Source organism: Enterobacter sp. FUJ80071 (genome assembly GCF_038739915.1).
GTDB classification, from domain to species: domain Bacteria; phylum Pseudomonadota; class Gammaproteobacteria; order Enterobacterales; family Enterobacteriaceae; genus Enterobacter; species Enterobacter kobei.
Window position 1 is genome coordinate 558011 of record NZ_JBBXKH010000001.1, and the last position, 12446, is coordinate 570456.

Genomic DNA, 12446 nt, shown 5'->3' on the forward strand with positions numbered 1-12446 from the left:
GATTTGCGCATTTATCCCGCAGCTAATATTTATTAGCTAAATATTATCAGTAAGAGGACGCGTAATGAAAGAGCAGTGGAGCAGGGAGCAGGCACAGGCGTGGTACGAACAAAAGGGCTGGCTGTGCGGGTTTAACTATTTGCCGTCGACGGCGGTGAACTGGACCGATATCTGGCAGGAAGAGACCTTCGATGCCGAGACCATCGACCGCGAACTGGGCTGGGCGGCGGAGGCGGGCTACAACACCCTGCGCATCAACCTGCCGTTTATCGTCTGGGAGCATGACCGCGACGGGCTGATGGCGCGCATCGACCGGTTTTTGACCATAGCCGACGGCCGCGGGTTCAGCACCATGCTGACCCTGATGGACGACTGTGGCTTCTCCGGCGACGAGCCGTACCTCGGCCCGCAAAAGCCGCCCGTACCGGGCAAGCACAACAGCCAGGCGGCGGCGAGCCCGGGGCGGGATAAGGTGTGCGATCCCGACTGCTGGCCGCAGATTGAACGCTATATCCGCGACGTTGTCCGCCAGTTCCGCGAGGATAAGCGCGTGCTGCTGTGGGATCTCTACAACGAGCCGGGTAACCGCGGCATTTTCGCGACGGGCACGCAGGAGGTGCAGTACGACGCGAAGCTGGAGACCTGCGCCCATGAACTGATGAAGCTTGCGTTCCGGTGGGTGCGTGAAGAGAAACCGATCCAGCCGCTCACCGTCTGCGCCTGGCGTCTGCCGCCGGAAGAGGAGGGCGAGACGTTCTTCCGGCATCCGCTGGACCAGACCGCGCTGGCGCTCTCTGACGTGGTGAGCTTCCACGCCTACACCCATACCGGGCGCATGACGGCGATTATCCAGCAACTGCAAACGCTCGGTCGTCCGCTGTTCTGCACCGAATGGCTGGCGCGCCACGTGGGTAGCACCATCGAAGAGCAGCTCCCGCTGATGTATGCGGCGAAGGTCGCGCCCTACCAGTGGGGGCTGGTGCGCGGCAAAACCCAGACGTGGCTGCCGTGGCCGGTGGTGATGAAGGAGTCCACGGACTACTGCCGCCTCTGGTTCCACGACGTGTTTGAGGAGAACGGGATCCCGTTCTCACGCCATGAAATCGCATTAATGCAGCAGCTGCGCAAGATCGCCCCGCAGGCGCAGGACTAATAATATCGACCCGGCGGTCCACCGCCGGGCAACCAGGCAGGCATATAACAATGGCAATGACAATGAAAATACCGTCTCGCGAGTTGTGGTCTTATTTTGGTTATGGTTTAGGTCAGTGTTTTAGCTTTGGTTTAGTGGGTTCGTTTATTAACTATTTTTACACCGACGTGCTGGGCATTTCGGCGCTGGCGGCGAGTACCATTTTCCTGATTGCCCGCGCGTGGGACGCTGTTCACGATCCGCTGTTTGCCAGCATTATGGACACCATTAACAGCCGGTTCGGCAAGTTTCGCCACTTTTTGCTGATCGCACCTTTGTTGATCACCGGCGTCACGCTGCTGTCGTTCTATAAAATTGAAGCGGACATGACCACCAAAATCCTCTACGCTGGGGTGACCTACATCCTGTGGGGGACGCTGTATGCCATCTCCGATATTCCGTTCTGGTCGATGTCGTCGGTAATGACCAACGACTCCGCCCAGCGCACCCGCGCGGTGACGGCGGCGATGCTCGGGGTGAACGCCGGGATTGCCTGCGCCAATATCTTCTTCCCGAAGCTGGCGGCGTTTTTCGCCCAGTACAGTAACGACAAAGGTTACTTTATGGCGGCGCTGGTGATGATGCTGGTGGGGCTGCCGCTGATGCTTAACGGCTTTATGCAGATCAAAGAGCGCGTGCCGCCGAGCCCGGAAAAGGTGACCATCCGCGATACCTTCCACAACCTGCGTCAGAACAAGCCGCTGTTTATCGTCCTGCTGTCGTTCTTCTTCTGCGTGTTCCATAACGTGGCGGGCGGGCTGTATATCTACTTCTTTATCAACAACCTGGGCGACGGCAGCCTGCAGATGGCGATTGGCGTGATGGGGATTGTCGCGGCAGTGCTGTGCCTGGTCGCCCCGATGCTGACGCGCCGGATGCAGAAGCGGAAGCTGTTTATGATCCTCTGCGGGCTGGACGTGGCGGTGCGCGTGGTGATGTGGTTTGTCGGGTATCAGCAGGTGACGATGCTGTTTATCCTGCTCGGCCTGAGTACCCTGTTTGTGATGATGACCAACATCCTCACCTCGTCGATGATTGCCGACACCATCGAGTACGCGGAGTACCACACCCACAAGCGCTGCGCGGCGATCACCTTCTCCGGGCAGACCTTTACCGGTAAGATGTCGGTGGCGGTGGGCGGCGGGTTGATCGGCGTGTTTCTGACGATGATAGGCTACGTGCCGCAGGCGCAGATCCAGAGTGAAGGCGTGCTGGAGGGGCTGTTCTTTGGGATTTGCCTGCTGCCGGCGATGGGGTCAGCGATCCGAATGGGCTTTATGTCGCGCTTTACCTTTACCGAGGAGAAGCATGCGGAGATTTGTCGGCTGCTGGCAGAGCGTCGGCATCATTTAAAAAATAGCCGTGCGGAAAATGAGCGGCTGGAGCGCCCGGCACCGGCGAACTAATCCAGGTGGGCGCCTGTCATGCAGGCGTCCACTTTAGAACTTAATTCACGTCAGCTATCCCACAGCAATCATGGGCTAATTTCAATAATTGCTGAGTCATTGTGACGGCATCTGCTGCTAAATCAACGGTGGCAAAGTGGATTTTATGCCCCTGTACCTCAACGAATTCGGAGAGCATTACGTCGACGGCTGGATGAAGTAATAATCCAGCCGAACGGAGAGATAGCGGGTCTGTTCGATTCTCCTGCGTGCGCAGATAGGTATACATCTGGTAGATATAACCGCTGCGCAAGCTCCGATCACGATACCAGCCTTTAATCAGAATGTTATTGAATTTAGTGTCGATGATGATGCGCTGTGCAGGTTGCCTGTGCTCAAGAATGATGTCTGAGTTCATGGTTGGGAAAATACTTTCGCTCCCTGCACTTTGAGACGTTAATCTCCATTTCAACTCTTTTCCGGCAGCGACTGTCCAGTCTTTTTTGGGAAGATGGACGTGATAGAAACCCGCCATACTTTTCTCGAACAGCTTACGCATCCAGTAAGGGTCATCAGACGGCGTTGGCAACAGTTTTTGCCCCGCAGTTTGGGTTGGTAGCCATAATTCAAATGCCAGCTGCGCGGCATCTACCATGGCTTTATCCGCCGCATCATGGCGACCAAAGCGCGCGATTGATGGCAGTTCACCTTTGCTCGGCATACCGCCTTCGATACCTCGACGACGCAAATTGATTGCCATTGCGCGACATTGCGCAGCCAGCGCGCCGTCGCTGAGTAGCGGGACAAGGTGCTCTAACGCAGAACGAACATAGCGATTACGGGGAGTATCCAGCGTCATTTCCTGAAACTGACAGGCTACCTGTGCCCGCTCAAGCAATTGTCGACTGGTTGTGCGCAGAACATCAATGCGTCCCCTTACCCTGTTTAGCGTGGCGCGGCGAGTTTGGTATCCCATACTTAAATGCCTTAACAGCCGCTGCTCTACTTCGTGAAGCAGGATCCTGGCCACCAGCGCCGGGATTTCCTCCGGGTTGTTTTCAGCGGCAACCATGCTGCGCCCGTAATGGCGAAACAGACTAGAGGCATACAGCATCAATAGCCAGATATTGCGCAAAGGAATGCGCAATACGGCTGCCCGAGCCTGCGTATCGCTACGTTCATCAAGATCGGTCATACGCTGAGGAGTTCCTTTCTGGCATCCAGGACTTTCTCCGGCGCATCGAACCAGTATTCGGCAAGCAAAGGACAGATTTCGGTTTCGACAACCTGCTTGTACCAGGCCATACCGTCGTCAATCTTCAACCCCGCTGGTGGGGTAACGTAGCTATGCCCGATACAAAACTGTGGTCCCAGGGCCGCATCCCTGGACAATTTTTCATTTAACGCAGTTATTTGGGATTCGATTAGGGCTAATGTTTCCACGCTCACATTAAACCGTTGGTTAACCCATTTTTTCCACGCGTCGTTAAACTCGGGCTTAAGATCAATAAACGCAAAGCGGCGCCGTAATGCCAGGTCGAGCAGGGCAAGCGAGCGGTCAGCGATATTCATCGTCCCGATGATGTACAGATTCTCAGGAATGTAGGTTTTTTCATCCATATCAGATCGGTATGAGAGCTCAAGCGCCTCATTCGGCGTGCGTTTATCCGCCTCCATCAGCGTCAGCGTCTCGCCAAAAATTTGCGCAGGATTACCCCGGTTAATTTCCTCAATAATGACCACGTACTTAGTTGTCGGATCGTTTACTGCTTTGTCGATCGCATGGAGAAAAGGCCCGTCTACCAATGCCAAACGTCCTTCATTGTTAGGACGCCAGCCGCGAATAAAGTCTTCGTAGGAGAGGGTGGGGTGGAACTGCACCGCGCTGATGCGCTTAGAGGTTTCCTCGCCCATAAGGCAATACGCCAGGCGGCGGGCAAGCCAGGTTTTACCGGTTCCCGGCGGGCCCTGCAGGATAAGGTTTTTTTTGGCCTGTAACCGCTGAAGGATGAGTTGGATTTTTTCCTCTTCTAAAAAGCAGCCCTCATCGATCAAATTGCTTATCGCGTAAGGCTTATGGGGGATTTCCGCTGGCACGTTCTCTTCAACCGTTTCCTCGGTGATGCTCTGGAATTCACCTTTATCGAAGTTGAGGTATTCATAGTTGCCGGGGGTCTGAAACTCCAGTTCATCATCATCACGTAGTTTTTGCAGATAATATGAAATGGACGATTCAACCGTATTGTTATTGGGATAATCCGCCTTAATCTCATCCAGATAAGCCTCTTTTAACTCCCTCAAGGAGAAATATGGGCTGTCTTTTTTCAGGCACAGTAGTTTGATTTTATTAAGCAAATACGCTTTCCATGTCAGCCGCTCGACTTCATCATTTGACTGATGTAAATCGATATTCCATGCCGCCAGGGAGAGTTCAGGGAAGGAGTGAACCGGATAGTTTGGCTGGGTAAAGGCCTTTTTGAGCGCCAGCGCTACGGTCTGATAGTTGTGTCCGCTGCAGCGCCCTTTGGCACCTTTTTTAATGATTTTAATATTCAGGACTTTCTGGATGTAGTACTGAGACTGGCTATCCAGCGTAGGGTAGAACCAGGGGCGTAGCCAGTACAATCCCATCGTCAGGTTCCAGCCAACATTGCGCACGTTAGATGCGGCGTCATAAGAAAACAGGAAGTCCGTGGGATCGGCGTTTGGGGTGTCGGCGAAGGAGATTGCCTGAGAAAACATTTCCCACAGCGTATCGATGTCTTCAGGCTTACGTGATTTCTCATAGCCAAAGAACCATGACTTCTGATTGTTCAGAAGCGGAATACCGTCGAACGACTCAGGAATCGGTTCGCGAACGCCTATCAGTTTTGCCAGGCTGGCTGCGGTATTTCTTCGGTTGGTAACGGTAAGCGAGCGATTAAATAAACCCATAGTGGTGAAAGGACAAATGTCTTTCAAAGGATGGGGAGCGCCATTAGCGGGCTTGTCCTGCAGGTGTGCCATACTGCCAATCTCAGCAGCAATGCGGTGAATACCCGCCACCAGCTCCTCTCTTCGATTTCGCCAGGTCAGTAGCTGAGAGGCAAATGCCTGATAGAAGTCTGCCCATGCGAATCTGACGTCTTGCTCAACTGCGTCCATATGCTCTCCAGTAAAATTTCAGGCTTCAGTAACCTGGCGACTGAATTTTACGGGATTGTAAGCCTTAGTGAATAACTACCTAAAACAGTGATCTATAAGGGCATGCCGGAACGACATGCCCTCATATGACATTACAGCGACTTCACAAACGCCTGCAGATCTTCGTTGAGCTGGTCCTGGTGGGTCAGCGCAAAGCCGTGCGGCGCGTTGTCGTACACCTTCAGCGTGGCGTTTTTGATCATCTCTGCCGCCAGCTTGCCGGTGCTTTCAAACGGCACGATCTGGTCGTTGCTGCCGTGAATCACCAGCGTCGGCACGTCGATTTTCGCCATATCCGGGCGGAAGTCGGTTGTGCCGAACGCGGTCACGCAGTCGATGGTGCCTTTCAGCGATGCCAGCAGGGCAATGTTCAGCGTCTGGGTCAGGGCACCGGCAGAAACGGTTTGTCCGGCGTTGATACCGTAGAACGGGGTGGCGAAGTCGCTGATGAACTGGGCGCGATCTTTACGCAGTCCGTCGCGAATGCCGTCGAATACGCTTTGATCTACACCCTGCGGGAAGGAGTCGGATTTACCGAAGATCGGCGTGACCGCGCCCAGCAGCGCCAGACCGGCGACGCGCGCGCTGCCGTAGTTATTGATGTAACGGGTCACGTCGCCGCCGCCCATGGAGAAGCCCACCAGCGTCACGTCGCGCAGATCCAGGGTGGTGATCAGGTCATTGATGTCGGACGCAAAGGTGTCGTAGTCGTAACCGTTCCACGGCTGATCCGAGCGGCCAAACCCGCGACGGTCAAAGGCGATGGCACGGAAGCCGCGCTCGGCCAGGTAGTTCAGCTGGCTGTCCCACATGTCGCCGTCCAGCGGCCAGCCGTGGCTGAAGAGAACCGGTTTACCCGCGCCACAGTCTTTGTAGTAAATCTGCGTGCCGTCTTTTGCCTTAAACGTTGCCATAGTGTGTTCCTGTACAGGTGATGGTTATGGTTATACCGGCGCGACCAGGTAGCGAATAGCCGGTGAGGTTGTGCCCTGATGAAAAGCCAGAACGCGGCTCTGCAGCAGGAGGTCATTCATGGTGTGGCGCTCCTGCTGGCGCAGATGCTCAATCCACGAGCCCATCAGGAAGGTCTCGATAAACAGACCGGGGCGCTCGATATCTTCATACACCGCCCAGCTCATCGCCCCGGCGCGGCGGCGCACCCGGCGCAGCTCGTGGACCGCCTCCAGGAAGGCTTTGGCGTGTTGCGGGTCGATGAGGTACTCGTGCGAGACCAGCACCGGGCCGCGTTCGTTTGGCAGGTCAATCTCCACGCCGTCCAGCGGCTGACCGCTCAGGTCGAGGTTCAGGTCCGGATCTTTCTCCAGCTTCCAGCGGAACACCGTCGCGCTCGCCAGCACCATCCCCAGCGTGGCGACAACCAGCGAGGTTGGGGTACCGAACCGGGAGGCGATCTGCCCCCAGAGGGCGCTGCCTGCGGTCATCGAGCCGAAGAACACCGTCAGATACACCGCCAGCGCGCGGGCCTTCACCCAGCGGGCGGCGCTGCGCTGCGCGCCGAGATTGAGGGTGGAGAGCACCGCAATCCACGCGAAGCCAGTGAAAAACTCAAACAGGTTAAGCAGCCAGACGTGGCGCACAAACGCCAGCGCCAGCATGGTGAGGGCAAAGGTCAGGCTGGCGGCCACCATCAGGCGGTCGGCATTCAGCCGCTGGCGCAGGCGCGGCAGCAGAATCGCACCGGCAATCGCCCCCAGGCCAATGCACGCCAGCATTACGCCGTAGCCCGCCGGGCCTAAGCCCAGCTCGCGGCGCGCCACCAGCGGCAGTAACGCCCAGCCCGCGCTGCCGAAAACGAAGAAGGCCACGGTGCGCACCAGCACGTTGCGCAGCACCGGCGCGGCGTGCACGTAGCGAATGCCGGATCGCACCGCCGAGAAGAAATGCTCCGGCGGCAGACGCTGCACGGTCGGGGCCTGACGCCAGCGCCACAGTACCCACGCCACGCCGACCACGGACAGCGCGTTCAGGGCAAACACCATCCACGGCCCGGCGAGCGACAGCAGAAAACCACCCAGCGCGGGGCCAATCGCCCGGCTGATGTTTACCCCGAGCGAGTTCAGCGCCACGGCGGCACCCAGCTCGGGCTTGCTCACCAGGTCCGGCACCACGGCCTGAAACGGCGGCGAGCTCATCGCCGCGCCGACGCTCAGCAGAAACGTCGCCACCAGCAGAACGGCGGGGGTGACGTGTCCGGTGAAGGAGAGCACCGTCAGCCCGGCGGCGGCGATAAACACCCACAGCTGGGAGAAGAGCAGGTATTTACGCCGGTCGACGATGTCCGCCATCACCCCGGACGGCAGGGCGAAGAGGAACATCGGCAGGCTGCTGGCCGCCTGCACCAGCGCGATGTCCAGCGGATCGGCGCTCAGGGTCAGCATGCTCCAGTTGATGCCGACGTCGCTCATCCATGAGCCGACGTTAGAGACCACCGTGGCGATCCACAGCATCCTGAACACCGGCTGGCTTAGCGGCTGCCAGGGCGAAACCGTTGATGTGTGCGTCGTCTCGACGTGTGCGTCGCGAACGTCGTTAACCTGGGTCATGCGAACCTCTCCGCTGCCTTACGCTGCAATCGCCACTGGCCCGGGCCGGTGAGGGCAAGGGTGGTAAAGATAATCAGCAACAGCCAGCCAAACTGCCCTTCGGCAATCGACCAGTTCGGGTGCACCGCCAGCATCGCCACCAGCAGCACGGCGATAATCGGCAGGCACGCCAGGCGGGTATACACGCCCGCAATGATAAACAGCGGGCAAATTACCTCGGCGACGATGGCCGGAATCAGGCTGGCATAGGGCCCGAAGCCGAACGGATCTTCAATGCGCGTCAGCTCTTCACTGAAGTGCAGTACCTTTGGCAGGCCGTGCACGTACAGCAGCAGCAGGCTGCCGGTCAGCCGCAGGAAGAACAGCCCCAGGTCAACCCGGGGCGGAGCAAGCGTGTTTTTCATCAGAATGCAAAGCAGCTGCAGCCCAGCGCCCCCCAGAAAGCGTTATCGTCGGACACCGGCATTTCTGACGTGCGGGCAAAATCATGCTGGTGGCTGTGAACCCCGCACGGGCCGCTGCAGTGGTGAACGGCGCTCATGCCCACGCGTGCGGCCCGCGGCGGCGCGCTGCGGTAGTGGCCCGGTACTTTCACGACCGGGGACCAGTCGGGCAGAACCGGAATGGCGGGCGGCGCGAGCGGGCCAAAGGTGCCTGCCGCGTAGACGATATCGCCGTTGACCACCGTCAGGACGGACTCGATGCCCTTGATCTCCTCTTCCGGCACGCGGAAGTAGTCTTTGCTGAGTACGGCCAGGTCGGCGAGCTGGCCGACCTTGATCTGCCCCTTCTGATTCTGCTCGCTGGAGAACCACGCGCTGCCCTGGGTCCAGAGCATCAGGGCGGTATCGCGATCCAGACGGGCGCTGTGGTCGTACATCTGCATCCCGCCGACGGTACGGCCGGAGACCAGCCAGTAGAGCGCGGTCCACGGGTTGTAGCTCGCCACGCGGGTGGCGTCCGTACCTAAGCCCACCGGTACGCCGGTCTCCAGCATTTTCGCCACCGGCGGTGTATGGCGGGTCGCTTCGATGCCGTAACGTTCGGCAAAGTACTCGCCCTGGAAGGCCATACGGTGCTGGACGGCAATGCCGCCCCCGAGCGCTTTGATGCGGTCGATGTTGGCCTGGGTGACGGTTTCCGCGTGGTCAAAGAACCAGTGCAGGCCGTTGAACGGAATGTCGCGGTTCACCTTCTCGAAGACGTCCAGCATGCGGCTGATGGATTCGTTATAGGTGGCGTGCAGGCGGAACGGCCAGCGGTGTTCCACCAGATGGCGCACCACGCGCTCCAGCTCGTCCTCCATGCCCGGCGCGAGATCCGGGCGGGGTTCGAGGAAATCTTCAAAATCGGCGGCGGAGAAGACCAGCATCTCGCCCGCGCCGTTATGGCGGAAGAAGTCGCTGCCCTGGCCCGGCGTGAGCATGTCGGTCCATTTCTCAAAGTCCTCCAGCTCGTGGCCCGGACGCTGGGTAAACAGGTTGTAGGCGATGCGGATGGTCATCTGCTTTTTCTCGTGCAGCTCGGCAATCACCTCGTAATCTTCCGGGTAGTTCTGGAAGCCGCCGCCCGCGTCGATGGCGCTGGTCAGCCCCAGACGGTTCAGCTCGCGCATGAACTGACGGGTGGAGTTAACCTGCTGCTCCAGCGGCAGCTTCGGTCCTTTGGCCAGCGTGGCGTAGAGGATCATGGCGTTCGGGCGCGCAATCAGCATCCCGGTTGGGTTGCCGTTGGCGTCGCGCTGGATCTCGCCGCCCGGCGGGTTCGGCGTGTCTTTGGTGTAGCCGACCACCTTCAGCGCGGCGCGGTTGAGCAGGGCGCGGTCGTAGAGGTGCAGGATGAAAACCGGGGTGTCCGGCGCGGCGGCGTTGATCTCGTCCAGCGTCGGCATGCGGCGTTCGGCAAACTGGAACTCGGTCCAGCCGCCCACCACGCGTACCCACTGCGGCGACGGCGTGCGCAGAGCCTGCTCTTTCAGCATCCGCAGGGCATCGGCCAGCGACGGCACGCCTTCCCAGCGCAGCTCGAGGTTGTAGTTCAGCCCGCCGCGAATGAGGTGCAGGTGCGAATCGTTCAGCCCGGGGATGGCGGTGTGGCCTTTCAAATCGACCACTTTCGTACCGTCGCAGTGATGTTGCATCACCTCGGCGACGGTACCCACTTCCAGAAATTTTCCATCGCGCACGGCAACGGCTTCCGCGATGGGGTTCTCGCGATCGACGGTATGAAACTGGCCATTAACCAGAATGAGATCGGCTTTACCGAGGGTAACCATAACTGCTCCTGACTGAGAGGGGAATGGTCAGGATTATGGGAACCGGTTTCGGCAAAGATCCAGTTATACAATAGGATAGGTATACCAAAGTATAACTATACCTAAGGTTAACTATACGAAGAGATAATTACGCCCAGGGGCGATAAACCGCAGGATGAGCGTGACTTTATCGCCGTGCGCTCACGGCGATTTCACCCTTAACCACTGGAAAATGCTATGACCTCTTCAAAGCTCGAAGTGTTAACCCCTGCGAACTGCCAGATTATCTTTATCGATCATCAGCCTCAGATGGCGTTTGGCGTGCAGTCTATTGACCGCCAGGTGCTGAAAAATAACACCGTGGCGCTGGCGAAAGCGGCGAAAGTCTTCAATATCCCGACCATCATCACCACCGTAGAGACCGAAAGCTTCTCCGGTAACACCTATCCGGAACTGCTGGACGTGTTCCCGGGCCAGGACATTCTGGAGCGTACCTCCATGAACTCCTGGGACGACCAGAAAGTGCGTGACGCGCTGAAGGCCAACGGCAAGAAGAAAGTCGTGGTAGCAGGTCTGTGGACCGAAGTGTGCAACAACAGCTTTGCCCTGTGCGCGATGCTGGAAGGCGATTATGAAATTTACATGGTGGCGGATGCCTCCGGCGGCACGTCAAAAGAAGCTCATGACTTCGCGATGCAGCGCATGATCCAGGCGGGCGTGATCCCGGTGACCTGGCAGCAGGTCATGCTGGAGTGGCAGCGCGACTGGGCGCGTAAAGAGACCTACACCGCGGTAATGGATATCGTGCGCGAGCACTCCGGCGCGTACGGCATGGGCGTCGATTACGCCTACACCATGGTGCACAAAGCGCCATCTCGCCAGAAGAGCGAGCACCGCACCTTAGCGCCGGTCCCGGCTCGCTAAGCCCTGTCGGCGGGCTGGTCCCTCATCCGGCTCGCCGCTGCTTTTTTCTCTGGAGTTCACAATGAGTACTGGGCTGATATCCCTTGCGGCAGGCGTGTTGATTGGCCTGATGTATGCCGTGCTGAAGGTGCGCTCCCCCGCGCCGCCCGCGCTGGCGTTGATTGGCCTGCTGGGGATGCTGGCGGGTGAACAGGCGACGCGGCATCTGTTATCCCGCGACAGTGCGCCTGCACAGGTCACCGTTCCGGCAGCACCGCAGACAGGAGCATCGTCATGAAAGCATGGATTATTTCGCTGGTGTGCGGCGTGGTAGCTGGGGTAATTTACGCTCTGCTCGACGTCCATTCGCCGGCACCGCCGGTTGTCGCCCTGCTTGGCCTGTTTGGCATGCTGGTGGGGGAGCAGCTCATCCCGGTGGGACGGCGCTTAATGAGTCGCGAACCGCTGACCCTCGCCTGGTTTCGTCACGAATGCGTACCGAAAATCAGCGGCACGGCGCCCCCGGCGCCCGCGAAGGACACGCGCGACGTTTAATGATTTGTGAGAGGAAAGACCGCATGACGCTGCCGTGGCGCATTGCCATCATTGATGACGAACGTTCCGTCCGCAGCGGGTTGAGTAATCTCCTGGAGTCGGAAGGGTATTCGACCGATACGTTTGATTCGGCTGAGGGGTTCCTGAGCCATCCTCTCGCGCTGTCCGGCGCGGCGCTGGTGATCACCGATATCAAGCTGCGAGGCATGAGCGGCCTTGAGCTGTTCGACAAGCTGCGGCTGCTGGCCGTACCGCCTCCTCCTGTACTCTTTATCTCCGGTCATGCTGATGAAAATATGCAGCGGTACGCCCTCAGTCTGGGCGCCGCTGCATTTTTGCGTAAGCCGATTAACATCGATATTCTGCTGGATCATATTCAGCGGGAGCTGGCCCGCCGACAATAAGGATCG

The 12446-nt window shown here is 58.3% G+C and carries 12 protein-coding genes; 6 read left to right on the forward strand and 6 right to left on the reverse strand.

From position 1 onward, the window contains the following. The first annotated feature begins 64 nt into the window (after positions 1-64). Both AAER43_RS02645 and AAER43_RS02650 read left to right on the forward strand, forming a co-directional pair. A complete protein-coding gene (locus tag AAER43_RS02645; RefSeq protein WP_050863180.1) occupies positions 65-1153 on the forward strand; it encodes a cellulase family glycosylhydrolase in 1089 nt (362 codons plus the stop codon). A gap of 50 nt (positions 1154-1203) precedes the next feature. Next, on the forward strand, positions 1204-2598 hold the full coding sequence (locus tag AAER43_RS02650) for an MFS transporter (protein WP_050863181.1): 1395 nt from the start codon (positions 1204-1206) through the stop codon (positions 2596-2598). 40 nt (positions 2599-2638) lie between these two features. Here the strand turns inward: AAER43_RS02650 and mcrC are convergent, their stop codons facing one another. The 6 genes from mcrC to AAER43_RS02680 all read right to left on the reverse strand — a co-directional run bounded on the left by mcrC (position 2639) and on the right by AAER43_RS02680 (position 10599). Next, a complete protein-coding gene (gene mcrC, locus AAER43_RS02655) occupies positions 2639-3772 on the reverse strand; it encodes a 5-methylcytosine-specific restriction endonuclease system specificity protein McrC (protein ID WP_050863182.1) in 1134 nt (377 codons plus the stop codon). Then, a complete protein-coding gene (locus tag AAER43_RS02660; protein WP_342701815.1) occupies positions 3769-5721 on the reverse strand; it encodes an AAA family ATPase in 1953 nt (650 codons plus the stop codon). The genes mcrC and AAER43_RS02660 overlap by 4 nt, the downstream gene beginning before the upstream one ends. 131 nt (positions 5722-5852) lie before the next feature. Beyond that, positions 5853-6674, reverse strand: a complete 822-nt coding sequence (locus AAER43_RS02665) for an alpha/beta hydrolase (protein ID WP_342701816.1) — start codon at positions 6672-6674, stop codon at positions 5853-5855. Positions 6675-6704: 30 nt separating this feature from the next. Continuing rightward, positions 6705-8324 (reverse strand): MFS transporter, encoded by a 1620-nt coding sequence (locus AAER43_RS02670; protein ID WP_023331926.1) that lies wholly within the window; start codon positions 8322-8324, stop codon positions 6705-6707. After that, positions 8321-8728, reverse strand: a complete 408-nt coding sequence (locus AAER43_RS02675) for a DoxX family protein (protein ID WP_014882379.1) — start codon at positions 8726-8728, stop codon at positions 8321-8323. The genes AAER43_RS02670 and AAER43_RS02675 overlap by 4 nt, the downstream gene beginning before the upstream one ends. Next, the gene (locus AAER43_RS02680) at positions 8728-10599 is read right to left on the reverse strand and encodes an amidohydrolase (RefSeq protein ID WP_050863186.1); all 1872 of its coding nucleotides are present in this window, start codon (positions 10597-10599) and stop codon (positions 8728-8730) included. The genes AAER43_RS02675 and AAER43_RS02680 overlap by 1 nt, the downstream gene beginning before the upstream one ends. Positions 10600-10815: 216 nt before the next feature. Between AAER43_RS02680 and AAER43_RS02685 the strand changes: the two genes are divergently transcribed. From AAER43_RS02685 to AAER43_RS02700, 4 genes are all read left to right on the forward strand, one after another. Beyond that, a complete protein-coding gene (locus AAER43_RS02685) occupies positions 10816-11502 on the forward strand; it encodes a hydrolase (RefSeq protein WP_023331928.1) in 687 nt (228 codons plus the stop codon). 61 nt (positions 11503-11563) lie between these two features. Then, on the forward strand, positions 11564-11779 hold the full coding sequence (locus AAER43_RS02690) for a DUF1427 family protein (protein WP_014882382.1): 216 nt from the start codon (positions 11564-11566) through the stop codon (positions 11777-11779). Continuing rightward, a complete protein-coding gene (locus tag AAER43_RS02695) occupies positions 11776-12036 on the forward strand; it encodes a XapX domain-containing protein (RefSeq protein WP_014882383.1) in 261 nt (86 codons plus the stop codon). The genes AAER43_RS02690 and AAER43_RS02695 overlap by 4 nt, the downstream gene beginning before the upstream one ends. Before the next feature lie 23 nt (positions 12037-12059). Continuing rightward, entirely contained in the window at positions 12060-12440 is a 381-nt protein-coding gene (locus tag AAER43_RS02700) for a response regulator (protein WP_014882384.1), read from the forward strand. Positions 12441-12446 lie beyond the last annotated feature (6 nt).

Excerpts from the sequence above, each read along its gene's own strand:
- AAER43_RS02645 (WP_050863180.1), top strand. The coding sequence starts at position 65 with ATGAAAGAGCAGTGGAGCAGGGAGCAGGCACAGGCGTGGTACGAACAA.
- AAER43_RS02650 (WP_050863181.1), top strand. The coding sequence starts at position 1,204 with ATGGCAATGACAATGAAAATACCGTCTCGCGAGTTGTGGTCTTATTTT.
- mcrC (WP_050863182.1), bottom strand. The coding sequence starts at position 3,772 with ATGACCGATCTTGATGAACGTAGCGATACGCAGGCTCGGGCAGCCGTA.
- AAER43_RS02660 (WP_342701815.1), bottom strand. The coding sequence starts at position 5,721 with ATGGACGCAGTTGAGCAAGACGTCAGATTCGCATGGGCAGACTTCTAT.
- AAER43_RS02665 (WP_342701816.1), bottom strand. The coding sequence starts at position 6,674 with ATGGCAACGTTTAAGGCAAAAGACGGCACGCAGATTTACTACAAAGAC.
- AAER43_RS02670 (WP_023331926.1), bottom strand. The coding sequence starts at position 8,324 with ATGACCCAGGTTAACGACGTTCGCGACGCACACGTCGAGACGACGCAC.
- AAER43_RS02675 (WP_014882379.1), bottom strand. The coding sequence starts at position 8,728 with ATGAAAAACACGCTTGCTCCGCCCCGGGTTGACCTGGGGCTGTTCTTC.
- AAER43_RS02680 (WP_050863186.1), bottom strand. The coding sequence starts at position 10,599 with ATGGTTACCCTCGGTAAAGCCGATCTCATTCTGGTTAATGGCCAGTTT.
- AAER43_RS02685 (WP_023331928.1), top strand. The coding sequence starts at position 10,816 with ATGACCTCTTCAAAGCTCGAAGTGTTAACCCCTGCGAACTGCCAGATT.
- AAER43_RS02690 (WP_014882382.1), top strand. The coding sequence starts at position 11,564 with ATGAGTACTGGGCTGATATCCCTTGCGGCAGGCGTGTTGATTGGCCTG.
- AAER43_RS02695 (WP_014882383.1), top strand. The coding sequence starts at position 11,776 with ATGAAAGCATGGATTATTTCGCTGGTGTGCGGCGTGGTAGCTGGGGTA.
- AAER43_RS02700 (WP_014882384.1), top strand. The coding sequence starts at position 12,060 with ATGACGCTGCCGTGGCGCATTGCCATCATTGATGACGAACGTTCCGTC.